This is a genomic window from Novosphingobium sp. B-7 (genome assembly GCF_000410615.1).
Taxonomy (GTDB): Bacteria; Pseudomonadota; Alphaproteobacteria; order Sphingomonadales; family Sphingomonadaceae; genus Novosphingobium; species Novosphingobium capsulatum.
On record NZ_KE148419.1, the window covers coordinates 258 to 25,265 of the forward strand.

A 25,008-nucleotide genomic window follows, 5' to 3' on the forward strand; every position below is an offset into this window, starting at 1 on the left:
GTGGTTTCCGCCGCTGGTCCTGGTCCTGATCCTCTGGCTGTTTCCGGTGGTGCTGCGCGATTTCCGCTGGACGGCATGGTTGTGCGACCGCCTGCTGGTGGCGCTGACGCTGCTCGTGGTGGGGCTGTTCATGCCGCTGGAAACGGGCCTGCGGGTGATCGTCGTCGTGCTGCTTGCCACGGCCTTGGCACAGGCGCATGGTCTGTTTCCTAACCGCTTGCTAACCAATGGAACCTAGAACCACGGGCATGCAGCACCCCGCGCCCCTTTCGCACGAAGACGATGCCTGGCTTGCCGCTGGCCTGGCGCGTGCCGGTGCCGCGCTCGACAGCACGGCCCCGATTCTGCGCCATCTGGTCTTGCAGGAAGAGCGCGCGGTGTTCGGCGATACGGTGATCGCCCATGTGCGCGGCATGATCGATGATGTCGCCCGGCAACTGGCGGTGGCCCAGGCTCAGGCCGGTGGCGCAGGCGAAGGGGTTGAGCCCGACATTGACGAGGTGGCCGGGTTTGCCAGCCTGCTCAGTGCCAATGGAGCGTTCCTGGCCGCCGTGCATGGCCAGGCATTGGAATGGCAGCTTGCCTGCCGGCTTGAGCAGGATCACGGCGTGGACATGGTGGTCGCGCCCTTGGTTGAAGCGGCGATTGCGGCGCAGGACGGGGATCGCTCCGCCGCAGCCATGGCGGCCCTGGTGGCGCAGGCCCGGTTCTGCCAGGCACAGCGGCGCATGCAGCTTCCGCTGGGTGAACTGCCGCAAGACTTGCTGCGTATTGCCCTGGTCACGCTGCACGCCCGCGCACAAGACGATGCCGAGGCGCAAAGCCGTGCAATCATTGCCGAACGGTCGTTGCGCCTGCGTTTCGATGCCGAGCGCGGGCGCCTCGCGCTGCTGCGCCGCCTGGTCGATACGCTGCCCGATCTGGCGCTGGCGCTCGACCCGCTGCACGCTGGACCGGCGCTGTTCCTCACCGCGCTCCCCCCGCCCCGGGCGCACGTCACCTGATCAGATCATGCTCTACAAGTCGGTCGGCGCGGCGATCCAGGACCTGACCGTTGCCGCCATGTGCGTCGAACGCGCGCGGGCGCTGAGCCTTGGCACCGAAATTCTGGCTCCTATTCAACCCGTTAACAAGGGGAAGTGAGATCATGCCCAGCTACACCAAGAGCGAAGCCCGCGCCTGGGCGCGCGAAAAGATGCTTGGCGTTGCCAACGTCACCATCCCGACGATGACCAACGACTTTGCCGGCCTGAATGAAAAGGCCGCGCGCCACGATATCGAGACGACCATTGCGCATGGCTTTGTCGGCACGCTGGCCTGTTCGGAAGTGGCCGTGACCATGGCCGAATACCAGCGCTTTGTCGAAGTGATGGTAGAGCAGTCCGCCGGGCGGATCTTCGTGGTCCACCACGCCGTGTTCAACACGCTGGAGGACAACATTGCGGCGGCAAAGCTGGCCCAGGCCGCGGGGGCGGAGCTGATCCTGCTGGGCTATCCGCCCTATTTCTTCCCCAAATCGCTCGACGATATCTATGCCTATACCAAGGCGTTCTGCGATGCGACCGACCTGGCGGTCATGCTCTTCCCGATCCCGACCTGGGGTTTTTCGCGCCTGAGCCCGACTGACATGCCGATCGAACTGCTGCGCCGCCTGGTCGACGATTGCCCCAACGTGGTATCGATCAAGGCCGAGGGTGGGGCGCCGTTCATCATGGGCGCGATCGAGGCGCAGCGCGCGTTCGGCAACGAAGTGGTGATCTCCTATCCGCTTGAGCATGAGTTCGTGCCGCTGGCCCAACTGATCGACGTGCCGTTCTGCGGCACCAACTTCTCGGCCTATTTCGGGCCCTGGCTGCCCAAGGTGTTCCAGCTTATCCGCGAAAAGCGCTTTGACGAGGCGACGGCCGAATTTCACCGTGTCGATCCTGCGCGTCGTGCGTTTGCCGGGGTTCCCCAGGCTGGCAATGGCCTGATCAACCGCATGATGTGGAAGTATGAAGCCTGGTTGCAGGGCTATAACGGTGGCCCGCTGCGCCATCCCACGGCGCGGGTTTACCAGCGCGACATGACCGCGCTGCGCCGTGGGCAGGAAGCCGCTGGCCTCAATCCGACTACCGATGCCGACGAGCTGTTCTTCATCGGCCGCAACCCCTGCTGAAAGGCGTAACCATGGAACAACCGACCCCGCTTGCGCTGAACGACCCGTCGCTGCTTAGGCAGGCGATGCTGATCGATGGCGAATGGGTGCAGGCAGACGATGGCGCAACGTTCGATGTGCGCAATCCGGCGACCAACGCGCTCATCGCCCGCGTGCCCAAGGCTGGCGCGCAGGAAACGCGCCGTGCCATCGCGGCCGCTGCGTCGGCCCTGCCGGCCTGGCGGGGTCTGCTGGCCAAGGAACGTGGCGCCATCCTGCGCAACCTGTTCGACCTGATGATCGAGAATATCGATGATCTTGCTCTGCTGATTACGTCCGAGCAAGGCAAACCGCTGAGCGAGGGGCGCGGCGAGGTGCTCTATGCCGCCAGCTTTATCGAGTGGTTTTCGGAAGAGGCGAAGCGCGTCAACGGCGCGATCATCCCGCAGAACATGCAGGGCCGGCGCATTCTGGTGCAAAAGGCGCCAGTGGGCGTGTTTGCCGCCATCACGCCGTGGAATTTCCCTGCGGCGATGTTGACGCGCAAAGCCGGGCCAGGCTGGGCCGCAGGCTGCACCGGGGTGATCAAGCCTGCCAGCCAGACCCCGTTGACCACGCTGGCGCTGGCCGTGCTGGCCGAGCGCGCGGGACTGCCCAAGGGTGTGTGCAACGTGGTGACCGGGTCTGCCGGGGCAATCGGGGGCGAGATCACTGCCAATCCCACCGTGCGCAAGCTGTCGTTCACCGGATCGACCGAGATCGGCGCGTTGCTGCTGGAACAATGCGCGCCGACCATCAAGCGCACCAGCATGGAACTGGGCGGAAATGCGCCGTTCATCGTGTTCGACGATGCCGACCTGGACGTGGCGGTCAAGGCGGCGCTGGTCGCCAAATATCGCAACAGTGGCCAATCGTGCATCGGCGCGAACCGCTTTCTGGTCCAGGCCGGCGTCCACGATGCGTTCGCCCGGCGTCTGGCGGAGGAGACCGCCAAGCTCAAGGTGGCGGAAGGCACCCAGCCCGATGCGGCGATCGGCCCACTGATCGACGCGGCCGCGCTCGCCAAGGTGGAGGAGCATATCGCCGACGCGGTGGCCAAGGGCGCCAGCGTGGCGGCGGGTGGCCGGCGCCACGCGCTGGGCGGCAATTTCTTCGAGCCGACGGTCCTGGTCAATGTGCCGCACGATGCGCAGATCTTTGGCGAGGAAACCTTTGGCCCGGTAGCGCCGGTGTTCCGCTTTGAAACCGAGGAACAGGCGATTGCCCTCGCCAACGATACCCCGTTCGGTCTTGCCGCCTATGTCTGTGCGCGCGATGCCGGGCGGATCTTCCGCGTGGTCGAAGGGCTGGAATTCGGGATGGTCGGGGTCAACGAAGGCCTGATCTCTACCGAGGTGGCCCCGTTCGGCGGGGTCAAGGCATCGGGGCTCGGGCGCGAGGGCTCCCAGGTCGGTATCGAGGAATACCTCGAAACCAAGTACGTGGCCCTGGGCGGGATTTGACAGCTGCCGCCCGCGCCTTTCCCGCGCCCGTGCTATTGATCGGCACGGGCGCATACCGCATGGGAGAGGCGTGGCGAAAGCAGCGACAGCGATGGGGAGTGCAGGGTGATCAAGGACGATCTGGTCCGTCTCAGGGCCCTTCTCGACCAGACGGTGGAGCGCGGCGAAGATCGCTTGCCGCCCGAGCCGAAGCTTAGCGACGAACTCGGCATCTCGCGCGGGCGGTTGCGTACCTTGCTCAAGCGGTTGGAAAGTGAAGGCGAGATCTGGCGCCATGTTGGCAAGGGCACCTTTGTTGGCCCGCGCAAGCTGATCGACAGCAATCCCGTTGCCGTCTCGTTCAGCGTCGACGATATCCTTCAGGCACGAACCGCGCTCGAGCCGCAACTCGCCGCGCTGGCCGCCATTCACAGCACCCCGGAGGACGTGGCAGAGATGGACGCCTGCCTTGCGGAGATGAAGCTCGCCCCATCCATGCTCCACTGGAAGCGACTGGACGAGCGGTTGCACCGCGCCATCGCGCAGGCGACCCGCAACAATCTGCTGCTCACGCTGTATGACACGCTGCGCACGCAAATGAAGTTCACGCTCGATAGCCGCATCGACCAGGTGTTTGGCGCCGAGCCAGGACCCAAGGCGGATACCGACAGCGAGCACGCCCAAGTGGTCGACGCGATCCGCCGGCACGACCCCGCTGGCGCCGAGACCTTGATGCGCGAGCACCTGTTCCAGCTGCGTGGCAAGCTGTTCGGTTTGCGCTGAGGGGCGATACGCCCCCCAGCGCAACGATCGATGTATTCAGAGATGGATGCCTGACTTCCCCGGGGCGATGATGCCGTTGGGATCGAGCGCGCGCTTTAGCGTGCGGTTGACGTTCATCCGCACCGGACCCTGCAGGGCCGCTGCCGCATCCATGAAGGCAATGTTGGTGCGATAGATGCCATAGCCGCGCTTGCCGAACTCGCTCATCAGGCGGGCAAAGCAATCGTGGGCGCGCTTGCGTTCATCGGGCGAAGACCTGTCGAACAGCAGGTCCATCACTGCGATCATGTTGCGCTGCTGCACCATGAAGCCGCCGAGATAATCGAAGCCGAACTCGGCAAGGATCTGCTTGCCCAGCGTGACGATCGCGGTTGCGTCGGCGCCGGTGGCGCGGGCAACCGGCGCGAACCAGGCCGATCCGCCGCCGCCGCGCCAGTTGTAGAGCCCGAATTCGTCGAGATCGAGTTCGCCGGCCATCAGCCGCTTGGCATGCTGCCAGGTGGGCTCGTCGCCCAGTTCGCGGTCTGTCAGCAGCATCGCGCCGCTCTTGGCATAGGCCTGCTCTATCAGCGCCCAGTCTGCAGCGACCTGCGCCGCGGAGCCATAGAGCGCGGCCTGCATCACCCAGATGCCGAGATGATGATCCCGCGTGAATTGCGTGATCCATTCGTCGGTGACAGAGCCTTCGCCGGGAAAGACGTCGGCGCGCCGGGCTTTCATCGCGATCATGTAGAGCACGTGACCCACGACTGGTGTGTTGCGGATCACCCCGCGCAAGCTCAGGTCACGGGCAATCTCTACCGCGCGGGGCAGATCGCCGTGGTTGGGGAACGAGACCAGGAACGGCTTGTAAACCTCGGGCCGCGGCATCAGGCCCAGGCCCATCTTGGTAACCACGCCAAAGTTCGATTGGCTGAAAATCCCGTCGAGATAGGGACCATAGCCATAGCGGTTGGTCTGCCAGCTTTTGGCGCCCGCGATCGAGCCCATGCCGGTCCGCAGGATATCACCATTGGCAAGGACGACTTCCATGCCACAGGCGTGGGCGAAATGATCGCCATAGGGGGTATAGCCGATGCCGCGTTCAAGGATCTGGCCCACAGGGCCGACGATCGGGCCGGGGGCGGGCACGTCGATCCAATAGGGCAGGTCTTGCGCCTTGAGATGATCGAGCAGCGCGCGATAGGTCACGCCCGGTTCGACCAAGGCGGTGCCCAGTTCGCCATCGACCTCGATGATGCGGTTAAACCGCCTGAGATCGAGCACAACCGTGCCGCGCATGGCCGGCGCGGCGGTGCCATAGCCGAAGTTCTTGCCGGTGGAGACCGGCCAGACCGGAATCCGGTGGCGGTTGCAGATCGCCAGAATGGCCTGGATTTCGGGAACCGATGCCGGGGCGATCGCTGCCGAGGGCGCATGGTCTGCATCCTCGCCGGGGATCATGATCTTGTTGTAGGGCGCCAGGCGTTCTTCTTCGACGAACACATTGTCCTCGCCGATCGCCTTCCGGAACTCGGCGATGCCGGCCATGAAGCTGCGGCGATCGTGCCCGGGAGGAAGGACCGGCCTGGGGGAATCGACGGTCATCGCGAAATCTCCATTGCGCCTGCCAACAGCGAGCGGCCGGCGAGCGTTGCAGGTGTGGGCAGTTGCGGCGCGAAACCCAACGCCCTGTGCAGGGGAAGTGCAGCCTGGGGCGCCTGGAGGAGATCGGCCGCCCGTTCCAGTTCCAGGTACTGGTGCGCCCCGGCATCGCGCAGGGCCACTTGCACCAGCAGGTGCGAGGAACTGGCGAGAAGGCTGAGAAACGCACCGCGCGGCCGCGCCAGCCGATCGGCGATCAGCGTCATCATGGTCTCGGGCTGCGTTGCCACCACGATTTCGGCCGGGCTGCCGGCCTGCTGGGCAAAGGCGCTGGCAAGCGATTGCAGCCAGGCCTGCGCCGCAGGTGCGTCGGTAAGGAGCAACAAGCCTGGCGTGGGCGGGGCGGCCTTGGCCAGTGCGCTAGTGCTGGCTGCTGCCATGGCCGCGCCGGTGGTAGCGAGAAAGGCGCGGCGGCCAAGCGGAAGGGTCACTTGCTTTGCTCCAGCATGGCTGAGACGGCGGCAAGCTCTGCATCGCTGATTTCGGTGGGGCGGAATGCCGGCATGGCAAGCCCGCCATGCCGCACCATCAGGCGCACCACGGCGGGATCCAACCCACGGTGCGTGATGGCCGGGCCAACCCCATGGTCGTGGCAATAGGCGCAGGTGCGCGCATAGACCTGCACGCCCACCGGATCGCCTGTGCGGACCAGGGCGGAGACCACCGGAACGCCGCGATCAGCGGGTGCGGGAACCTGGCTGTTGCCGGGCGCACCGAACAAGACCAGGCCAGCGGCAGCCCAGGCCGGTGTCCCGATCAGCGCCAGCGTGCGCGCCATGGGTAGCCGCCGCCGCGCAGGGCGAAGGCGGGTGCGGGTCTCTTTCATGCTTGGCCTCCCCCATCGGATGGTATTTCGGCCAGCGCTCCGGTGATGCAGGCGCGGCGCGATCTCGTTGTTGCGGCGTCATAACGCTGCGCCACATGCGAGGTCGAATGACTATGCGTGAGGTCGCGCTATCGACCGCGTCGATGGTCGGCGCGCTTCAGCCTGCGCGTTCGGCGTTGACCATGGCCTGCACCAGCCGGCGCCCCTGGATGGCGGCCTGATCGGCCGATACGCTGAACTCCACCGCCTGATCATGATCGATGGCACAGCGCGCCATCTGCTGGGTCGCCTCGACCATGGCGATGTCTTCGCCAAAGACGATATCGGCCATGCCCCGCGTCGCTTCCACGTCGAACGGCTCGCCATGATCGCGGGCCATCGCCCAGTAATAGTGCGAGCGGGCGATCGACACCGGGGTGGTAAGGTGAACCATGCGGAGCGAGAAATGCGCCAGCCCGCCGTCTTCGGGTGCGGGATCGTGGATCGCGACCTCGGCATGGTGCGCACCGGGTGAAAGCTGGGTGCCAAGCGTGGTGCGATTGGCCAGTTTGCCGATCGGCTTGCCTGCCGGAACGGCATAGACCGGAGCGAGCGGCTCCATGTCGTGCACCTGAACATAGCCGACGCGGCCGTCGCCCATCTCCACCTCTGGCGCGCGATCCCACCCGCTGACCTGCAGCGAGTTTTTGTGCAGGAACGCGAAATGGGTGAGATCGAGGACGTTTTCCTTGAGCTGCATATAGTTGCCGTTAACCGACTTGTAGCCCCAGACGGTGTGCCAGGCAGGATCGGAAAGGTAGGCAAGGTCTGCCGGGATAAGGTTGGGATCGGCCTTTTCCACCTCTCCGGTCCAGATCCACACAAAGCCATAGCGCTCCACCGCAGGGAACGCGCGCACGCGAATGGCCGGTGGGGTGGTGGCCTGGCTGGGCACGCGGACGCACTGTCCGGATGGCGCGAACTGAAAGCCATGGTAGGGGCAGACAAGATCCGCGCCTTCGACATGGCCAAGATGCAGCGGTGCCCAGCGATGGGGGCAGCGGTTGTGCAGTGCCGAGACCACGCCCGCCTCGCTGCGATAGAGCGCAACCGGCATTTCAAGGATCCAGCGCAGGATCGGCTTGTCCGTCACCTCGCTGCCATGCGCAGCGACCCACCAGCTGTTGTTCGGCCAATTGCGCTCTGGTCCGGTGGTGCTGATGCCGTCACGCACGGGTTCGGGTGCGGTGGCGCTCGCATCGTCCATGATCTTCTCCCGTTTTGCTGTTGCAGACATCTTGGGTGTGCGTCATGTCTCAGGCAAATCGAAAGGTTTGAGGATAAATCCTCACAAAATCAGAGGATGGCATGCGCTTCAAAGGCCTGGATCTCAACCTGCTGGTGGCCCTTGAAGTGCTGCTGACCACACGCAGCATCACCGAGACGGCAAAGCGGATGAACTTGTCGCAACCCGCTGTCAGTGCAGCGCTTGGCCGTCTGCGGGATCATTTCGGCGATCCGTTGCTGGTGTTGAATGGCAAGCGCTTCCTGCCCACCACAACCGCCGAGACACTGCTGCCCCTGGTGCGGCAATTGCTGCGCGATGCCGAGACCATGCTGCAGGCTGGCCAGCGGTTCGAACCTGCCAGCAGCCAGCGCACCTTTCGCATCATCGCGTCCGACTACATGGCCGTGGTACTGCTCACCCGCGTGGCGGCGCGATTGGGCGAGGTGGCGCCGCATGTCTGCCTTGATATCATTCCTCCCTCGCAACAATCCGGGCTGGCGCTCGACAACGGGCAGGTGGACTTACTGATCGGGCCCGATGCCTTTGTGCTGGCGCGGTTTCCGTCAGAACTGCTGTTCGAAGAGCGGCACGTGATCGTCGGCTGCGCGAATAACCCGCTGTTCTCTGGACCGATTGCGATGGTCGACTATGCCGCTGCCGGGCATGTCGTCGCCACGTTCGGACCCAACCGCGAGGCTTCGTTTGCCGATCAGGTGATCGAGAAACTGGGGATCGAGCGTCGCATCGCGGTGACGACAAGTTCGTTCGCGTCGCTGCCGTGGTTCCTGGTCGGCACGCCGCGGCTTGCGCTCATGCATGGGCGCCTGGCCGCCTTCTTTGCGCGGATCGCCCCGCTTGCCGTGGCGGAGCCACCCTTTGCCATGCCCCTGCAGCAAGTGATGATGCAGCACCATCCGGCGCGGAGGGGCGACATGGGCCTGCAATGGTTGACGGGCTTGATCCGGGACGAGGCGGCGGTCTGGACGGAGGATGGCACGCCGGCAGGATAAGCCCACCCGGCCGGGCTCGCCCCACATCACGCCCTGGCGATCGCATCATCCTTCGCCCGCTGTGCCTTGCGAAAGGCGAGTGGGCGCATGCTGTGAGCCTGGACGAACGCGTCCCGAAATGCCCGTTCCGAACGATAGCCACAGCGATCGGCCACATCGGTTATGGGCAGATCGGTATTGCGCAACAAATCGGCCGCAGCATTGATGCGACACCCGGTGAGATAGCGAAAAGGTGTCGTGCCCGTCGCGCGCGCAAACACTTCGGCAAAGGCGGTGCGAGACATACCGGCCGCCTTGGCCATGTCGGTCAGGGTCCAGGCGTTTTCGGGGTGGCGTTGCAGCCGGCGCATCAGGCTGGCGAGCGCGCTGGAGCGGCCCTTGTCGAGGATGTCGCTCAACGCCGGGGCATTGGCAGCAAGGTGGGTGCGCAGGATTTGCGCCATGAGGAACTGCGAGGTCATCGTGCTGATCGCGGCAAATCCGTCTGACGGCTTGGCGCTTTCCGCGTCGAGCATCTGCACAAGCGCCGCGGTCCAAAAACGCAGCCGCGTCTCGCTGTCGCGCGCGAGCAGCACCGCAGGGAGCGTTTTCTGCACGGGCGGTGTTCCCGCGCGGTGCGACAGGGTCATCGCGCTGCCGATGAGGACGCAGCCGACGGGGCCATCGCCCCAGGCAATATCGACCGGGCGTTCATAGCCCTCAAGCGAGGTCGGCGGTCCGGCATTGGCGTCCCAGACTTCGCCCATGTCCGCGTAGCTGGACACTCTGCCACCAACAGCCAGCTGGGTGGGGGCGCCACCCAGTGCCATCACGGCATCGCCTGGCTCCAGCTTGATGGTTCGCGCATCGGGAAGACCGACGCGGCAATGTCCTTCTGCCACGATGAACATGTAGGGCATGCCGCTCATGACAAACCCCTTTCGCGCACGCAGCGTGAACCGGGTAAGCGAGGCGCCCACCAGCCGGAAATCCGCTAGCAGGCTGCTGGTGATCGAGGGTGCTGCAAAATCCGGACGGAGCAGCCGTTTTTCCGTACGCATAACCATCACGGCCAGCATCCGAAGGATTTAGGCTCCACGCAACGAAAATCGTCTGGCGCGCGATCACGCCGTGCCCGTACAACAACAAGGGAGTGGGATAATGCCGTTCATCCGCGAGAGTTGGTATCCGGCAAGCTGGTCGTCGTCGCTTGGGGCAGAGCCGGTTGCCCGCACGTTCCTGGGCGAGGAGGTGGTGCTCTATCGCGATAGCCAGGGCACGGCGGTCGCCTTGTCCAATATCTGCCCCCACCGTTTTGCCGCCCTGGCCAAGGGCAAGCTGCATGGTGATGCCATTGCCTGCCCTTACCATGGCTTGCGGTTTGGCCCCGACGGGCGCTGCGTGCACAATCCACATGGACCGGCGACCGGCGCAATCCGGGTGCGGTCATACAGCCTGGTCGAACGCCATGGCATGGTGTGGATCTGGATGGGGCAGGCGGAAAATGCCGACCCTGCGAAAATCCCCGTGCTGTCGGCGCGCGAGGACGCGCAGTTTGACTGGGTGGAGGGCTACCTTCATGTCGAAGGCAATTACCAACTCGTCATCGACAATCTGCTGGACCTGACCCATGTCGAGTTCCTGCATCCATTCCTTGCAGACCCTTCGGACACGTTCCCCACGGAAGTGACCTGTCATGAAGAGGGAGAGCAGGTGATTTCGCAATACAACCGCCCCCAGTGCAAGCGCACGCCGCTGGTCGCAGGCCTGTGGAACGACGCCCCCGAGGTGATCAGCCTGCTGTCCGTCATGCGCTGGCAGGCACCTGCCAATCTCGTGCAACGCAATTGCTTTGACGTTGCCCGGCACGCCGACATGGCAAATGCCCATGTGCAGGTTCCGTTCTGCCACCTGCTGACGCCAGAGACCGAAACCACGACGCACTATTTCTGGGCGGGTGGCCGCAACCAGTTGCAGGGCGTGCCGGCTGTTTCCGAAGGATTCCGGCTGGGCGTCGAGGGCGCGTTCAAGAACGAGGACGAACCGATGATCGCGGATATCCAAGGGCGCATGAAGGGACGCGAACTGTTCGACATGAAGCCCCTGCTGCTGCCGATCGACAAGTCAGCCGTGCTGGCGCGCCGGCGGGTGAGCGCCCTGTTGAAGACAGAGCTGGCATAGCCCTGCGCCTGCGCGCAGCAGCGGTCTTACCGCTTGTTGCGCGCAGGTGTTGCCGGCGAAGGGTCGCGATTGAGGAACAATTCGCAGATCAGCCCTCTCAGCCACCGGTTCGACGGCTCGTCGTGGACGCGGCGGTGCCAGAATTGCTGAATGTTGATACGCGGCAGCGCGAGCGGCGGCGCGACCACCCGCAGCCGGGCCATGGTGGCGAATATCCCTGCCACTGCCGCTGGAACGGTGCTGATCAGTTCGGATTCGGCAACCAGCAGGGGCACGCTCATGAAGTGTGGCGACTGGAGCTGCACGCGCCGCTCCAGCCCCTTGCGGCGCATCTCCTGCTCCACCAGTTCCTGGCTTCGCCCCGACTGCGCCACCACGATATGGCCCAGTCTCAGGAACGTATCGAGCGTCCAGCCGGGTCTGGCATGCGGGTGGTCAGCCGCCGCGATGCAGGCAAAGTCGTGATCGAACAGCTTCTGCGTCATGAAGTTGCTGCCGTTCAGATCGGGAAAATAGCCGAGCGCGAGATCGACCTTGCCCTCGGCCATCGCGGTCTCGAGTTCGATCGGCGTCATGGAACGGGACTGGAGCGTTGCCTGCGGCGCAAGCCGCGACAGCGCCGCCATCAGCCGCGGCAGAAAGATCAATTCACCGATATCCGACGTGCTGATGACGAAGCGGCGCTGGCAACTGGCCGGCTCGAATTTCCGTTCCGCCAGGACGTCGGTTTGCACACCGTCAAGCACGCGCCGGAGCGGCTCTTGCAGCCGTTCGGCCAGCGGCGTCAACTGCATCGTATTGCCGCAGCGGAGTAGCAGTTGATCCTTGAACTGCACCCGCAATTTGTTGAGCGAAAAGCTCACGTTGGGCTGGCTGACGCCCAGCCGCCTTGCCGCGGCGCTGACGCTGCGCTCTTCGATCAGCGCATCGAGAACCACGAGCAGATTGAGGTCAAAATCGCGCACGCTCATGGGTTATAAGATATCTGGATATCGGAAATAACGCCATACAGTGATGTGGATTTCCTCTGCCCTTGCTAGAACCGCGCGCATGATCCGGGAGAGCGTGCTGTGAGCCAATCCACATTCCTGAAGAACGTTTGGTATGCTGCGGGATGGAGTGCCGATCTGGCGCCCGGCGCCCGGATCGCGCGCACCATCCTGAACCGGCCGGTCGTGCTGTGGCGATCGGAGGAAGGCACGGCCAGCGCGCTTGAAGATCGCTGTGTCCACCGCGCCATGGCCCTGTCGGCCGGTGTCGTCACCGGCTCGCATCTGCGCTGTGCCTACCATGGCCTGGAATTTGCGGCGGACGGGCGCTGCGTGCGGATTCCGACGCAGGATCGCATTCCCGAGACGGCGCGCGTGCGGCACTATCCGCTGGTCGAACGACAGGCTTTGATGTGGATTTGGATGGGCGATGCCGAACAGGCAGACCCCAGCCTGATCCCCGATTACCCTATTCACGAGGACGCCAGCTACGCCTGGCGTGGCGCGCACTTGCAGGTCAATGGCAACTGGCAGTTGCTGGTCGACAACCTGATGGACCTGTCACACTTGCCATACATTCACGCCCGCACGATCGGCGGCGATCCGGATCTCCACTTCCGCACGAAGACCAAGTCCGAGAAGCGTGGCCAGACAGTGCGGGTCACCCGGCTCATGCCCGATTCAGAGCCGCCGCCGACCTATGTCGACGCTGCCAATTTCCAGGGCAAGGTCGACCGTTGGCAGGAAGTCATCTTTGAACCCGTGTTCATTCGCATCCACACCGGCGCGTGCGACGCGGGCACGGGGGCATATGACGGGCCGGATTATGGCGCGTTGGGCACGACGCGGTTTTCCATGCGCGGCTGCCACGCGATCACGCCTGAAACGGAAACGACCACGCATTACTTCTGGTCGATGGCGACCAACATTCTCGACAATGGCGTGCCGGACGAAGTGTTTGAACAGACCGCGCGCACGTTTCGCGAAGACCAGGAGGTCCTGGAACTGCAGCAGCGCCGGATGCTCGAGTGTCCCGACGAACCGCTGATTGACATCGCCAGCGACGTGGGTGGGCGCCATACGCGCCAGCTTATCGCGAACTTGCGGCGGGAAAACAGCGGCATGGGGTGATAGCGCCGAAGCAGAACAGCCTGCACCAGGCGGGAGCGTCCCCCCCGGTGCAGGCATCCTGTGGAAAGCCTGTCAGAGCCTCGAATTGCCGGGCCATGACCCGGCGAGCAGCAGCGCCCCGGTAATCGCCAGATCCTTGTAGAAAAAGAACATGTCCGGTCCGTGCCCATAGATCGGGTTGTGCATCAACCACGATACGGCAATGCTGTAGACCGCCAGGACCAGGGCGGGCCAGCGGCCGCCCATTCGGAACACCAGGGCAAGAGAGGCGATGACGGACACGGCCATGCCGATGGCCAGGCCAAGGGCAGGGGCGGGCACGCCCCTCGCAGTCATGTCGCTCAAGGTATCGGCATAGTGGGCGCTGGAAAGGTGATAGCGCGCCGCACCGATGAAAAACCATGCGATGATCGCCCGGCCGGCCAGGGAAATGCCATTTTCAAACCATGTTCCCTGCGGGTCGAGCACCCGCGGCATCAGGGGGTGTCCGGTCGCCGGACGTGCGGTGTCAGCGTGTTGCATCAGATGTGTACTCCGAAGCGCAGACCAAAGGTGCGAGGCGGCTCGATAATGCCGGTGGTTGGCGTGGCATCGCTGGAAGGCTGCGAAATCGCGTTGTAGCGGGCAGTATTCTCGATGTTTTTGACCCATGCAGCGACGGTCCAGCGCTTGTCGGCGGTGGTATAGGTCAGCGTGGCGTTCGACCGCGTATAGGCAGGCGAAAGCGTCTGCGGGTTGTGCGTATAGACTTCCCAATAGCTGCTTGAGAAATACAGATCACCCGCCAGCGCCAGGGTCGCGCCATTGCTGAAGTCCCAGATGTGGGTGTAATCGGCGTTGAGCGTGGTGGTGGGCGCCTGGGGCAAAGCCAGGCCACTGCAGGCGCAGGCATTGCCGGCGCCAACCGCCGAGGCCGGAACATCGAAGTCCAGTCCGCGCGCGGATTCGAGGCCGAGGCCCAGGCCGAGCGTGTCGTGCACGGTCGCCTTGAAGCGCACGGTCAGGTCGTTGCCCACCATCTGTGCCGACTTGGCATTGACGATGATCAGGCCGCCGATCGCCTGGTTGAACGCGCTGACCTGGTAATCGGAAAAGGCGTAGTAATAGAGTTCGTCATTGATCTCGAGGCGGCCGCCCCAGAAGCGGTTTTTCGTGCCGACCGTGACCGCCTTGAGCGTTTGCGGCCGGAACGTCAGCGCCTTGCCGTTCGCGTCCACCGTGGGGACGAACCCGCCCTCGTTATAGCCGGTGGCAAAGTTGGCATAGACCATGTTGTCGCGCGAAATGTCATACTGCACGCCGACCCGGTAATCGACGTTGCTGGAGCTCAACGCGGTGGTAAACGTGGTGGGGAAACTCACGCCTGGCGCAGGCCCGAACCCGTTGACCCCGCCGCCGCTGCGCTTGTCGTATGAATAGCGGATGCCGCCGGTCAACTTCAGGCCGTCGTGCAGCGTGTACGTCGCCTGTCCGAACCCGGCATAGCTGACCGAATGCACGTTGAAATTCTGGGTGACCTGCGGATACCGGGCGGGGATGGGCGCCAGCGTGAGGATGCTGGTGGTTAAACCATCGTTGAGATAGGCATAGCCACCGGCAACCCAGTTCAGGTGCTCACCCTGGTGCGACAGCCGCAATTCATGGGTATATTGCGTGGCCGAGGGATCGAGTTCCAGCGTGCCCGGCCCGTTGTAGAAGTTCGAGCGGCTGCTGTAATGCAGGTAGGCCGGGATGTAGATCAGGCTGGTTCCACCGCCCAGGTCATATTCGAACTTGGCATGGACAAGATCATACCATGACTTGTTGAAGAAATTGGCCGCCGTGGGGTCGACATTGAATTGCCAGGGGCTGGCATCAGACGGAAACTGCGCGCTGGGGGTGACCGGCTTGGGCGTCAAGCCCAGCCCGCCGCTGTGATAGTATTCACCCGAAAGGGTGACGGTCAAACGCTCCGTTGGCGTCATCTTGACCTTGAGCCGGCCGGCAATGCTCTTCTGATCGTTCAAGCCATTGCTCAGGTAGCCGTCGTGATCCTGGTAATCAAAGGCGGCACGCACTGCGACATCGTCGCCGACCGGGACATTGACGGCGCCGGTGGTGTGGATGAAATTGTAATTGCCGCCTTCGGCCATCATGTTGATGCCGAAGTTATGGGTTGGGTCTTTTGTCGAGATGTTGACCGCGCCGCCCGCGGCGTTGCGACCATAGAGCGTGCCCTGTGGGCCGGAGATCACTTCAACGTCGTTGAGATCGAACAGTGCGCCACCGGTGATTTCGCGCGGTGCGTAGACTTCATCGATGTTCATCGCCACGGCCGGATCGGTGCTGTCGACGTCAAGGAAGGTGCCAACGCCGCGCAGATACACCTTGGTTGCGCCGCGTTCGGCCTGGAACTGTGCCGAAGGAACCAGGCTGGCGACGCCGCGGATATCGGTGATCCCGGCGGTGGTGAGGGCATCTTGGGAAAGCGCGGTCACGGCCGCGGGCGTGCCATGAAGCGGTTGGCTCTGCTTTTGCGCCGTCACGATGATTTCCGGCGTTGCCTGGGCAATCGGGGCGGCGCTGGTGGTGGCCTGTGGCGCCGCTTGCGCGTCATCCGCCAGGGCGGGGGTCGCCAACATGCACGCCGCATGCAAGGCCGTGGTGGTCAAAAGCAGTCGCTTCATAATGCCTCCTCTCAGATCCCCTTCTTTCGGTCGGTGCACGTCACACGGGGCACCTAGGGGGGTACGGGGCGGTTGATGACGGAGGCGGTGCATTCTCGTCAAATCAATAGATGCCGCATTAGCTATCGTTAAAAATTATACCTTGGGGTCGTGCAACGATGTGTGTCGGTGGTGCCGGTTCGCAGCATCCGCGCGCATTCTTGACGGTCGCTGGCGCTGCGCTGCCATCGACGAGCGGCGCCAGCCCAAGGCGAACACGCCGGTGGCATATCCATCATTTTGGCTGATAGAACGCCAATATATTATCGATTATATTTCCCAAACGCCTGCCTGTAGCGTCCCGCGCAAAGAATGCTGATGGGAGCGATCGAGGATGTATCCGTTTGGAAGTGATCGGCCTTTTGTGAAGAATCGCTGGTATATCGCTGCGTTCTCGGACGAGGTGAGCAGCCAGCCGCTCGCGCGCACGATCCTGGATATACCGCTCGCTCTTTATCGCACCACGCAGGGCAAGGTAGTGGCTATGTATGGCCTATGCCCGCATCGCTATTTCCCGCTGGCGAAAGGCAAGGTCGAAGGCGATGCACTGGTGTGCGGTTATCATGGCTTCGTGTTCGAGGCGGACGGCAAGTGCAGCGCCATCCCCTCGCAGGGCACCGGCGCCGGCTTTTGCCAACCGACCTACCGCATCGAGGAGCGCGGCCCGCTGTGCTGGATCTGGATGGGCGACGCCGCCGCGTGCGATCCGTCGCTGATCCCGCCCTACGCAGATTTCGGCCTTGGTGAGCCGGGGTGGCGCTACAGCTCGCAGAACCATTTCATCGTGAAGGCGCGCGCGCAGCTGATCATCGATAACCTGATGGATCTGACACATCTTCCCTACCTGCATTACCACGTCGCCGGTGGCGAGGCGATGAAGTCCATGCCCATGCGCGAGGAGCAGCGGGAGGAAAGCTATCGCCTGATCCGAACCGGCAAGCTGCCGTGGGGCGGCTTCCACGATCTGCTCTGGGGCGCGGAAAATCGCTATGAGGGCCTGGCCGACTGGGAATCGATCACTGATTTCTATGGGCCCGAGTTCATCCGCACCAACATGCCGCTGTTCACCCGAATTCCGGGGCACGAAGAGGTGCCGGCGGCGCTTGGGCATTTGCACATCTTGCACGGGATCACCCCGGAAACGGCGAACAGCACGCACTATTTCGGCTTCGCCAACCGCAATTTCCGGCTCGACGATCCGGCGCTGGACGCGTTCCAGTTGGAGTCTGACAAAAAGATCCGGCAACAGGATATCGATGCGGTGGAAGCGATCGAACCGCATGTCGATGCCGCCGCACGGGTGCAGCAGGAATTGCTGGCCAAGTCCGATGCCCCGGCGGTGAAAGTGCGCCGCCAGATCGCCCTCATGATGGAGGCCGAAGCATGAGCAACGGCACAACCTTGACGACGTGTGGGCCCGAACGTGCCCCTATTCCTGTAGCGCAGCGCGGCCAGCATCTCGTGGTCGATCTGCATTGCCATTTGAACGTGGCGTCGGCCGAAGCGCTTGTACGCCGCGAGGTTCCCGATCTGCCCAACCCGTTCGCCTTCATGTCGGACGCGTCGAAGGCAACCAATGCAAAGCTGTTTGGCGCGATCGGGCGCAAGCTCAACGGGATCGACGAGCGCCTTGAGGACATGGATCGTCTGGGCGTCGACGTGCAGGCGATCAGTCCATCGCCAGGGCAATATTACTATGCCGTACCGCCGGAAGTCGGCCGCGAGGCCTCGCGGCTGATCAACGACGGCATGGCGGACGCGGCGGCCAAGCATCCCGACCGGCTGGTCGGCATGGGCACGGTACCGCTGCAGAACGTTGGCATGGCGGTGGAGGAATTGCGGCGCTGCGTGGGCGAACTGGGCCTGCGCGGCGTGGAAATCGGCTCCAACGTGGCGGGCAAGGAACTGGCTGACGCAGAATTCCGGCCGTTCTTTGCCGCGGCCGAGGAACTGGACGTGCTGGTGTTCCTGCATCCGCTGGGCTTTACCCACGGTTCCCGGCTGGCCGAGCATTACCTCGACAACATCATCGGCAATCCCCTGGAATCGACGATAGCGTTAAGCCACTTGATCTTTGGCGGCGTACTGGAAGCGCATGCCGGCCTGAAGCTGTGCGTCGCGCATGGTGGTGGGTATCTTCCTGCCTATTGGGGGCGCATGGATCACGCCTTCCGCGCCAGGGAAGACTGCCGCCAGTTCATTTCGCGAGAGCCATCGTCCTATCTGCGCAACGTCTGGCTCGACACCCTGGTGTTCGATCGCGACCAGCTCGACAGCCTGGTGCGCACCCATGGCGCCAGTCGCCTGTGCCTGGGCACCGATTATCCGTTCGATATGGGCGAGCCGGACCCGCTGGGTTTTCACGACCATTTGCCGGACGACATCAAGGCGCGCTTGCTCGGGCTGAATGCAGCAGACCTGCTCGGCTTGTCGGCGTGCCCCCACGGCTGCGCCCATCACACCTAGCACAGTTCAATAAATTTCAGTGATATTAAACCGGCTAATTATTGATTGGACGGCGTTCTGCTGACGTGAAATTCCAGATGAAATAATCCGCCCTTGCACAAAAGGGCAGTAACATCGGAGGGGAGAAGATGAAGTCGGGATATCTCATCGCGGCCAGTTGCCTTGCGCTTGCGCTTCCAAACGTGGCACTGGCTGACGAAGCGCGCAGCGATGGCGCACAAACTGCTGCGCCCAGCGTCGAAGAGATCATTGTGACCGCCCAGCGGCGCAACGAAAACCTGCAGAAAGCGGCCATCGCGGTGTCGGCAGTGACGGGGGATGCACTGCGCGCGTCTGGGATCACCCAGCCAACCGGGCTGACCAGCGTGGTGCCGTCTCTGCAGGTTGCTCCCGCGGCTGGGCCTTATAACCTGTTTTACTTGCGCGGGGTTGGTAATTTCAACGGCAACGCGTTTTCCGATTCCGCCATCGCGTTCAATTTCGCCGGTGTCTACATCGGGCGCCCGTCTGCCACGACCGGCTTTTTCTATGACCTTGACCGGATCGAGGTGGTCAAGGGGCCGCAAGGCACGCTCTATGGCCGCAATGCCACCGGTGGCGCGATCAACGTTTTGCCCAAGAAGCCTGAACTGGGCGTCTGGAGCGGATTTGGCGCGGTCGATGTGGGCAATTATTCGGCCGTGCGGCTCGATGCCGCGCTGAATATCCCGCTGGGCGACAAGGCCGCCGCACGCTTTGCCGTCGTGCGCGTCAAGCACGATGGCTACATGAACGACGGCACTGACGATCAGGATGACGTCGGCGTGCGTGGTTCTTTGCGGTTCGAGCCGACCAGCAATCTGCATATCGGCGTGGTGGCAGACTATTTCGACCAGGGCGGGCGCGGCGTTGGCATGACCCCGCTGTTGGCGCCGCAGGGAACCCCTGCCGCCACGATGATCTCGCCCGACAGCCGCATCGGCATCTATTCACCGCAAGGCCAGGCGTTTTACTCCAGCCAGTGGGCCGGCACGCTCGGGCGGCCGTTCCAGGCTTTCGCCGCGAATTTCCAGCCTTTCCTGCGCAACCACTTCGTCGGCGTGTCAGCGACGGCGGAATGGCAAAGCGATCTGGGCACGCTGACGATTGTTCCTTCCTATCGAGAGGGGCATCTCAACTTCAACAGCTTCGTGCCCGGCTTCCAGGTCTATTCGGTGGAGCGCAACGCGCAGACGAGCGTCGAAGCACGCTTTGCCACGCCCGATGCCCTGCCGCTTCGGGCGCTGTTCGGCGCGTTTTACTACCATGATCACACCGACAGCCCCTATGGCGATTATGCGTCCAACTGGAACGCCCAGTATGACAAGAACACCTTGCTCAATACCACCAGCAAGGCGCTGTTCGGCCGGCTGACGTATGCGGTCACGCCTGCGCTGCGCCTGACCGTGGGCGGGCGGCAAACCTGGGAAGACAAGGATTTCAGCGGCTCGCGCATATCGCTGACCCGCATTTGCACCGCCGCCTCGTGCCCGACGGCGCCTTCGCTGCCCTATGGCCCCACGGCGCCGGCGCTGGGCGCGTTCCCCTCGGTCGTGGTGCCAGCACTGGGCGCTGCCCCTTATGGTGGCCTGCCCGATGTTGTCGGCAACCCCAACGTCATCCAGGCCGCCACGGTCTTTTCCAACAGCGAGAACAAATCGTTCAGCAAATTCACCTGGCGGGTCGGCGCTGACTGGGATTTGACGCCGCACAACCTGCTGTATGTCTCGTACGAAACCGGGTTCAAGGCCGGCGGCTTTTTCTACAGCCCGAACGGGGCCGGGGGGCAGTTCGCACCCGAGACGCTGGGCGCGCTGACGTTCGGATCGAAGAACCGTTTCTGGAACAACCGGATTCAGCTCAACCTGGAAGTGTTCCGCTGGAAATACAAAGACCAGCAGATCAGCCATCTGCTGACGATCGGCACCGTGCCCACTTTCGTGACCGAAAACGTCGGGCGGGCCACGTTCCAGGGCTTTGAAGTCGAGGGGCAATTCGCCGCGACCGCGTTCACCACGCTGCATGTCGACGCGCAATACCTTGATGCGAAATACGACCAGTTCACGTATCAGAGCCCGAACAGCAATGGCGGAGTCTTCAACGGCACATCCTGCCCGACGGCCGGATTTGCCAACAATGCCTACATCATCAACTGCAGCGGCATGCGGCCGGTCAATGCCCCGAAATGGACGCTTAACCTGGGTGTCGACCAGCGCGTTCCCGTCTCGGTCGGCGAATTCACGCTGAACGCCAAAGCGCATTACCAGACCGCGACGATGACCGGCATGGAATTCGCCCCGGTCGAACAGCAGGCGGCGTATTGGCTGGCCGATGCCCAGGTCAGCTTCAGCCCCAATATCCATGGGCTGACGTTTGGCGTCTACGTCAACAATATTTTCGACAAGACCCTGAAATCGCAATCATATCCAACGCCTGGCACGGCCTTTTACGCCACCACGCTGCGCCCGCCGCGCACCTATGGTGGGCGCGTGTCCTACAGCTTCTAGAAATTCGCGACCGTCATGGCGCAAGGGTGGGGGGAGCATCGCGCTTCCCCCATCATTGCGTTTTTTCCGAGCATCCGTTCTCGAGCATTTCCAGCATCCATTGCACGCCCGGATCGCTGTCGCGCACCTTGTGCCATTGCGCGATCTGGATCACGTCGGGAAACGGTGTCCAGGTCTCATGAATGGCAATGGGATAGAGCTTGGCGAAATGCTCGGCATAGCGCCGGTGCATGGTGGCCAGCCGGCGCGTTCCCACGATGCCGCGGCATAGATCGCCAAAGCTGGGCAGCAGCACTTCGACGCGGCGATCATGCGCCATTTTCGCGATATGCTGATCGGTGACGGAAGGGCGCCGGTCGGGGCCAAAAGTGGCAACCGCATGGCCCGCGGCAAAGAACACCTCTTCACTGATCGTGCCATAATTTGCGTCGCGCCAACTGATGATGACGTCGGTGTCTCGCCACAACTCGCGGGTTGGATAGCGCGAGTTGGCATAGGGCTGCACGGTGATCACGAGATCGACCTCTGCACGCTCGAGCCGTTCGGTTGCGATGCCGCTGGGCGGAATGACTTCAAAAGTCACCAGGGGCGCAATGTGCGAGGCATGGGCGATGATATCGGCCAGGCTGATCGCATAGGCATAGTCCGAGGCCACGAGCAGGAAATGGCGGTTTGATGTCGCAGGATCAAAGTTACCTGCCCTGGTAATTTCGCCGCGAATTTGCAGCAACGCCCGTTTCACCGGGCCGGCAAGCGCCTCTGCCTTGGGCGTGGGGTGCATCTTGCGCCCGTGGAGCACCAGGAGATCATCCTGGAAATAGTCCCTTAGGCGGTTGAGTGCCCCGGTCACCGCAGGCTGGGTCAAATTCAGGCGCCGGGCTGCCGCCGAGACGTTCCTTTCCTCTGACAAGGCTTCAAACGCCACGAGCAGGTTGAGATCGAGACCATCAAATCGCATCCGCGAAACCTATCAGCGCAACCTATAGCTGACAACCGCGATATTCGATTGGACGGTAATTTCCCGATCGACGAAGATGCCCTGGTAAATTTCGTCACGTCTATAGCACGCCGCGAGCGTCAGAAGAAAATCCAGGGAGAACCCTAATGATGCTGCGAAAGCTGCACCATGTTACGTTTCATGTCAGTGATCTTGACGCGACAGAGCGGTTTGCAAACGACTTTGGCCTGCTGACGGTAGAAAAAGCTGGCCAACGACTTGTTATGGCCACGCAGGGCGGCGATTCCTATTCTTATGTCGCCTACCAATCTGACGAACCCAAGTTCATCGGACTTGCTTTCGAGGTTGCCGACGAGGCCGATCTTGCCCAGGCCATTGCCGATCATGGCGCCAGCGATGTGGTCGAGATGGACCTGCCCGGTGGCGGTCGGTCCGTGTCGCTGTTTGACCCCAATGGCTTCCGGGTGGAACTGGTCCACGGAATTGCCAGCAAGCCCGCGCTGCAGTCCTATCCCGAGTGGCAGATGAACTCGCCCTTGGGCTATCCGCGCGCCGGGCGTTTCGAGCCCAAGCGCCCGCTGGCCCCGGCCAAGCTGTTTCGTCTGGGTCATATTGGCCTGTTCGTGCCGAGCTACCTGGCTACCCAGGCCTGGTACAAGGACGTGCTCGGGCTGATCCCCAGCGATGTCTATCACGTTCCGGGCCAGCCCCATGTCCAGATCGTCGGGTTCCTGCGCCTTGACCATGGCGAAGACCTGGTGGATCACCACAGCGTTGCCCTGATGCAGAGCATGGATGGGCGGGTCGACTGCCATCATATCAGCTTCGAAGCACAAGACTTCGAGGCGCAGTTCATGGCGCACCGCTACCTCGAAACCCAGGGGTACGAACTGGTCTGGGGCGTGGGGCGCCACCCCCACGGCAGCCATGTGTTCGACGTGTGGCGCGACCCTGACCGCAACCGCTTCGAGACGTTCAGCGACACCGATCGGTTGAAGAAGTCTGACGGCACGCGAATTCACAATATTCACGATGTCGAGATGGACGTGTGGCGCTCGGACCCGCCCGACCGTTATTTTGCCTGATCCCCAAAATATTCAAACGAAACGTTAGCGAGAAATCCATGTCTGATCATTCCTTCTTGAAGCCGCTGCCCGCCGCACCCCAGCCCGAGGGCATCGATGATGTTACCGGCCTCGTTTCCGGTTCTTTCGGAATTGGCACGTTCCGTGATGGTGATGGCGCCGCGTTTCCCGGTGTCGTCGTGCCGGGCGGCGGCGTGTTCAGCCTTGCCGGCGAATATGCCGATACCCATGCCGTGTTCGAGGATTGGGCGCGCGCTTCCAACCTGGCCAACGATGTTGCGGCCAAGCAGGACCGCAAGGCGCACGATTATCGCGCGCTGACCATCCTGCCCGTTCTGGCCCATCCCAACATGCTGTGTGGCGGATCAAACTATCGCCAGCACGTGGCCGAGATGATGACCTTCAACAAGTTCAACCAGGACAAGCGTGGCGAAGGCGAAAGCGACGAGCAGTTCTTCCAGCGAAATCTGGCCGAAATCGATCGCCGCAGCCGCGAAGGCATGCCGTTCTTCTGGACCGGCCTGCATTCCTCGCTGTGCGGCCCGAATGACGACGTGCCGCTGCCGCTGATCGGCGAAAATCCCGACTGGGACCTGGAGTTCGGCGCGATCGTCGGCAAGACTGGCCGCTATGTCCGCCCGGAAGACGCCCACGAACTGATCGCTGCCTATGTCATGGTCAACGACCTGGGTACGGTCGACGAATTCCGCCGCGTCGATGTGCGCTTCATGTACGATTGGGTCAGCAAGCATCAGCCCAACTTCAAGCCGTTCGGCCCGTTTGCCGTCCCCAAGGAGTTTGTCGATCGCTCGAAGGTGCAGATCCGCCTGAAGGTGAATGGCGAAATCCGGCAGGATTGGCCGATTTCCGACATGATTTTCCAGCCGGAACAGATCCTGTCCTATGCCTCGGAACGCATTCGTCTGGTGCCGGGCGATCTGCTCATCACCGGTTCGCCGCCGGGGAACGGCGCGATGTGGGGCAATGCCTGGCTCAAGCCCGGCGATGTGATGGAAAGCGAGATCACCTACCTGGGCCGCCAGACCAACCACATCGTCGCCGAAGAGGTGGGCGACCGCACGCCAACCTACGGTCCCTTCATCACGGCCTGGTGATACGGGGCGCTGGTGCCACCCTGGATTGCGTGGCTGGCTTTCATGCAGCGCGGGCCGCAAGGCGGCTTGGCTGGCCAGCCCGCAGTCCATCCCCGAACCGGTCGCGATCATCAGGACGCGCGGCCGGAAAGGGGGGAGGGCGGGGCCTTCCAGGTAATAGCCCGAAATCTCAAAAATGCGGCAGCATCTTGCCGTTCAGGTCTATTTTTGAAACATCCATGCTCAATCATGGGCTGAGCATGGAATGACAATCATGGACCAGATCGATCGCCGCATTCTGAACGCCCTGCAAAGCGACGGGCGGATGACCAACCAGGATCTTTCCGAACAGGTTGGCCTCTCGCCCTCTCCGTGCCTGCGCCGGCTGCGCGCCCTGGAAAGCGACGGCGTGATCTTCCGCTATGTCGCGCTGGTCGATCCGATCTCGGTTGGCCTGCCGGTCACCGCTTTCATTCGCGTGCGGCTGGACCGGCAGGACGATCGCCATCTGGCCCAGTTCGAAGCAGCGGTGGCCTCTTTTCCCGAAGTCATGGAATGCTACCTGATGTCGGGCGATTGCGATTACCAGTTGCGCGCCTTGTTCGATTCACTGGGCGCCTTCGAGGATTTCCTGCGGCAGAAGCTGACGCGCATTGAGGGGGTCTCGCAGGTCACCACCAGCTTTGCGCTGCGGCCGGTGGTCTACAAGACCGCGCTGCCAATCTAGGCAATGGACCCAAACGGCAT

The 25,008-nt window shown here is 62.9% G+C and carries 23 protein-coding genes and 1 pseudogene; 15 read left to right on the forward strand and 9 right to left on the reverse strand.

Features of this window, described 5'->3' with window-relative positions; all coding sequences use genetic code 11:
• From H926_RS0118095 to H926_RS0118120, 6 genes and pseudogenes are all read left to right on the forward strand, one after another.
• Positions 1-238: pseudogene (locus H926_RS0118095) on the forward strand (hypothetical protein); the annotation flags it as partial.
• A gap of 10 nt (positions 239-248) precedes the next feature.
• Entirely contained in the window at positions 249-1,004 is a 756-nt protein-coding gene (locus H926_RS32645) for a hypothetical protein (protein WP_022677556.1), read from the forward strand.
• A gap of 7 nt (positions 1,005-1,011) precedes the next feature.
• Positions 1,012-1,143 carry a hypothetical protein gene (locus H926_RS34305; protein WP_022677557.1) on the forward strand — a complete coding sequence of 44 codons (132 nt, stop codon included), beginning with the start codon at positions 1,012-1,014 and terminating at the stop codon, positions 1,141-1,143.
• Between the two features lie 4 nt (positions 1,144-1,147).
• The gene (locus H926_RS0118110) at positions 1,148-2,158 is read left to right on the forward strand and encodes a dihydrodipicolinate synthase family protein (protein ID WP_022677558.1); all 1,011 of its coding nucleotides are present in this window, start codon (positions 1,148-1,150) and stop codon (positions 2,156-2,158) included.
• An 11-nt stretch (positions 2,159-2,169) separates the two neighbouring features.
• Positions 2,170-3,639, forward strand: coding sequence for an NAD-dependent succinate-semialdehyde dehydrogenase (locus H926_RS0118115; protein WP_022677559.1), 1,470 nt, complete (start codon positions 2,170-2,172; stop codon positions 3,637-3,639).
• Positions 3,640-3,744: 105 nt separating this feature from the next.
• Positions 3,745-4,401 (forward strand): FadR/GntR family transcriptional regulator, encoded by a 657-nt coding sequence (locus H926_RS0118120; protein WP_022677560.1) that lies wholly within the window; start codon positions 3,745-3,747, stop codon positions 4,399-4,401.
• A gap of 36 nt (positions 4,402-4,437) precedes the next feature.
• Here H926_RS0118120 and H926_RS0118125 read toward each other — a convergent pair whose 3' ends face one another.
• The 4 genes from H926_RS0118125 to H926_RS31045 form a co-directional block, all read right to left on the reverse strand.
• Positions 4,438-5,988 (reverse strand): FAD-binding oxidoreductase, encoded by a 1,551-nt coding sequence (locus tag H926_RS0118125; protein WP_022677561.1) that lies wholly within the window; start codon positions 5,986-5,988, stop codon positions 4,438-4,440.
• Positions 5,985-6,476: a hypothetical protein gene (locus H926_RS0118130; RefSeq protein ID WP_022677562.1), complete on the reverse strand. Its 492-nt coding sequence runs from the start codon at positions 6,474-6,476 to the stop codon at positions 5,985-5,987. Before H926_RS0118130 ends, H926_RS0118125 begins: the two co-directional genes overlap by 4 nt.
• On the reverse strand, positions 6,473-6,871 hold the full coding sequence (locus H926_RS31040) for a cytochrome c (RefSeq protein WP_197279190.1): 399 nt from the start codon (positions 6,869-6,871) through the stop codon (positions 6,473-6,475). Before H926_RS31040 ends, H926_RS0118130 begins: the two co-directional genes overlap by 4 nt.
• Positions 6,872-7,028: 157 nt before the next feature.
• Entirely contained in the window at positions 7,029-8,117 is a 1,089-nt protein-coding gene (locus H926_RS31045) for an aromatic ring-hydroxylating dioxygenase subunit alpha (RefSeq protein WP_022677564.1), read from the reverse strand.
• A gap of 101 nt (positions 8,118-8,218) precedes the next feature.
• Here H926_RS31045 and H926_RS0118145 point away from each other — a divergent pair, with 101 nt between their 5' ends.
• A complete protein-coding gene (locus H926_RS0118145; protein ID WP_022677565.1) occupies positions 8,219-9,148 on the forward strand; it encodes a LysR family transcriptional regulator in 930 nt (309 codons plus the stop codon).
• A gap of 26 nt (positions 9,149-9,174) precedes the next feature.
• Here H926_RS0118145 and H926_RS31050 read toward each other — a convergent pair whose 3' ends face one another.
• A complete protein-coding gene (locus tag H926_RS31050; RefSeq protein WP_022677566.1) occupies positions 9,175-10,206 on the reverse strand; it encodes a helix-turn-helix domain-containing protein in 1,032 nt (343 codons plus the stop codon).
• 82 nt (positions 10,207-10,288) lie between these two features.
• Here H926_RS31050 and H926_RS28700 point away from each other — a divergent pair, with 82 nt between their 5' ends.
• Positions 10,289-11,308 carry an aromatic ring-hydroxylating dioxygenase subunit alpha gene (locus H926_RS28700; RefSeq protein WP_022677567.1) on the forward strand — a complete coding sequence of 340 codons (1,020 nt, stop codon included), beginning with the start codon at positions 10,289-10,291 and terminating at the stop codon, positions 11,306-11,308.
• A gap of 26 nt (positions 11,309-11,334) precedes the next feature.
• Here H926_RS28700 and H926_RS0118160 read toward each other — a convergent pair whose 3' ends face one another.
• Complete coding sequence (locus tag H926_RS0118160) at positions 11,335-12,279, reverse strand: LysR family transcriptional regulator (protein ID WP_022677568.1); 945 nt, start codon at positions 12,277-12,279, stop codon at positions 11,335-11,337.
• 99 nt (positions 12,280-12,378) lie between these two features.
• Between H926_RS0118160 and H926_RS0118165 the strand changes: the two genes are divergently transcribed.
• A complete protein-coding gene (locus H926_RS0118165) occupies positions 12,379-13,428 on the forward strand; it encodes an aromatic ring-hydroxylating dioxygenase subunit alpha (protein ID WP_022677569.1) in 1,050 nt (349 codons plus the stop codon).
• Positions 13,429-13,500: 72 nt separating this feature from the next.
• Here H926_RS0118165 and H926_RS0118170 read toward each other — a convergent pair whose 3' ends face one another.
• Positions 13,501-13,950: a DoxX family membrane protein gene (locus H926_RS0118170; protein WP_022677570.1), complete on the reverse strand. Its 450-nt coding sequence runs from the start codon at positions 13,948-13,950 to the stop codon at positions 13,501-13,503.
• The gene (locus tag H926_RS0118175; RefSeq protein ID WP_022677571.1) at positions 13,950-16,049 is read right to left on the reverse strand and encodes a TonB-dependent receptor; all 2,100 of its coding nucleotides are present in this window, start codon (positions 16,047-16,049) and stop codon (positions 13,950-13,952) included. The genes H926_RS0118170 and H926_RS0118175 overlap by 1 nt, the downstream gene beginning before the upstream one ends.
• Before the next feature lie 448 nt (positions 16,050-16,497).
• On the opposite strand from H926_RS0118175, the gene H926_RS28705 reads away from it, so the two are divergent.
• The 3 genes from H926_RS28705 (at position 16,498) to H926_RS28715 (ending at position 21,124) form a co-directional block, all read left to right on the forward strand.
• Positions 16,498-17,520, forward strand: coding sequence for an aromatic ring-hydroxylating dioxygenase subunit alpha (locus tag H926_RS28705; RefSeq protein ID WP_237741093.1), 1,023 nt, complete (start codon positions 16,498-16,500; stop codon positions 17,518-17,520).
• A complete protein-coding gene (locus H926_RS28710; protein ID WP_043610369.1) occupies positions 17,517-18,599 on the forward strand; it encodes an amidohydrolase family protein in 1,083 nt (360 codons plus the stop codon). The genes H926_RS28705 and H926_RS28710 overlap by 4 nt, the downstream gene beginning before the upstream one ends.
• Positions 18,600-18,727: 128 nt before the next feature.
• Positions 18,728-21,124 (forward strand): TonB-dependent receptor, encoded by a 2,397-nt coding sequence (locus tag H926_RS28715; RefSeq protein ID WP_022677574.1) that lies wholly within the window; start codon positions 18,728-18,730, stop codon positions 21,122-21,124.
• 52 nt (positions 21,125-21,176) lie between these two features.
• Here H926_RS28715 and H926_RS0118195 read toward each other — a convergent pair whose 3' ends face one another.
• Positions 21,177-22,082: a LysR family transcriptional regulator gene (locus H926_RS0118195; protein WP_022677575.1), complete on the reverse strand. Its 906-nt coding sequence runs from the start codon at positions 22,080-22,082 to the stop codon at positions 21,177-21,179.
• Positions 22,083-22,228: 146 nt separating this feature from the next.
• Here H926_RS0118195 and H926_RS28720 point away from each other — a divergent pair, with 146 nt between their 5' ends.
• From H926_RS28720 to H926_RS0118210, 3 genes are all read left to right on the forward strand, one after another.
• Complete coding sequence (locus tag H926_RS28720; protein WP_082209229.1) at positions 22,229-23,167, forward strand: VOC family protein; 939 nt, start codon at positions 22,229-22,231, stop codon at positions 23,165-23,167.
• A 38-nt stretch (positions 23,168-23,205) separates the two neighbouring features.
• Positions 23,206-24,282, forward strand: coding sequence for a fumarylacetoacetate hydrolase family protein (locus tag H926_RS0118205; RefSeq protein ID WP_022677577.1), 1,077 nt, complete (start codon positions 23,206-23,208; stop codon positions 24,280-24,282).
• 244 nt (positions 24,283-24,526) lie between these two features.
• Entirely contained in the window at positions 24,527-24,988 is a 462-nt protein-coding gene (locus H926_RS0118210) for an Lrp/AsnC family transcriptional regulator (RefSeq protein WP_051146429.1), read from the forward strand.
• Positions 24,989-25,008 lie beyond the last annotated feature (20 nt).

Bases quoted from the DNA above. Each gene is read 5' to 3' on its own strand.
- H926_RS32645 (WP_022677556.1), top strand. From the start codon at position 249: ATGCAGCACCCCGCGCCCCTTTCGCACGAAGACGATGCCTGGCTTGCC.
- H926_RS34305 (WP_022677557.1), top strand. From the start codon at position 1,012: ATGCTCTACAAGTCGGTCGGCGCGGCGATCCAGGACCTGACCGTTGCC.
- H926_RS0118110 (WP_022677558.1), top strand. From the start codon at position 1,148: ATGCCCAGCTACACCAAGAGCGAAGCCCGCGCCTGGGCGCGCGAAAAG.
- H926_RS0118115 (WP_022677559.1), top strand. From the start codon at position 2,170: ATGGAACAACCGACCCCGCTTGCGCTGAACGACCCGTCGCTGCTTAGG.
- H926_RS0118125 (WP_022677561.1), bottom strand. From the start codon at position 5,988: ATGACCGTCGATTCCCCCAGGCCGGTCCTTCCTCCCGGGCACGATCGC.
- H926_RS31040 (WP_197279190.1), bottom strand. From the start codon at position 6,871: ATGAAAGAGACCCGCACCCGCCTTCGCCCTGCGCGGCGGCGGCTACCC.
- H926_RS31045 (WP_022677564.1), bottom strand. From the start codon at position 8,117: ATGGACGATGCGAGCGCCACCGCACCCGAACCCGTGCGTGACGGCATC.
- H926_RS0118145 (WP_022677565.1), top strand. From the start codon at position 8,219: ATGCGCTTCAAAGGCCTGGATCTCAACCTGCTGGTGGCCCTTGAAGTG.
- H926_RS31050 (WP_022677566.1), bottom strand. From the start codon at position 10,206: ATGCTGGCCGTGATGGTTATGCGTACGGAAAAACGGCTGCTCCGTCCG.
- H926_RS28700 (WP_022677567.1), top strand. From the start codon at position 10,289: ATGCCGTTCATCCGCGAGAGTTGGTATCCGGCAAGCTGGTCGTCGTCG.
- H926_RS0118160 (WP_022677568.1), bottom strand. From the start codon at position 12,279: ATGAGCGTGCGCGATTTTGACCTCAATCTGCTCGTGGTTCTCGATGCG.
- H926_RS0118170 (WP_022677570.1), bottom strand. From the start codon at position 13,950: ATGCAACACGCTGACACCGCACGTCCGGCGACCGGACACCCCCTGATG.
- H926_RS0118175 (WP_022677571.1), bottom strand. From the start codon at position 16,049: ATGTTGGCGACCCCCGCCCTGGCGGATGACGCGCAAGCGGCGCCACAG.
- H926_RS28710 (WP_043610369.1), top strand. From the start codon at position 17,517: ATGAGCAACGGCACAACCTTGACGACGTGTGGGCCCGAACGTGCCCCT.
- H926_RS28715 (WP_022677574.1), top strand. From the start codon at position 18,728: ATGAAGTCGGGATATCTCATCGCGGCCAGTTGCCTTGCGCTTGCGCTT.
- H926_RS0118195 (WP_022677575.1), bottom strand. From the start codon at position 22,082: ATGCGATTTGATGGTCTCGATCTCAACCTGCTCGTGGCGTTTGAAGCC.
- H926_RS28720 (WP_082209229.1), top strand. From the start codon at position 22,229: ATGATGCTGCGAAAGCTGCACCATGTTACGTTTCATGTCAGTGATCTT.
- H926_RS0118205 (WP_022677577.1), top strand. From the start codon at position 23,206: ATGTCTGATCATTCCTTCTTGAAGCCGCTGCCCGCCGCACCCCAGCCC.
- H926_RS0118210 (WP_051146429.1), top strand. From the start codon at position 24,527: ATGACAATCATGGACCAGATCGATCGCCGCATTCTGAACGCCCTGCAA.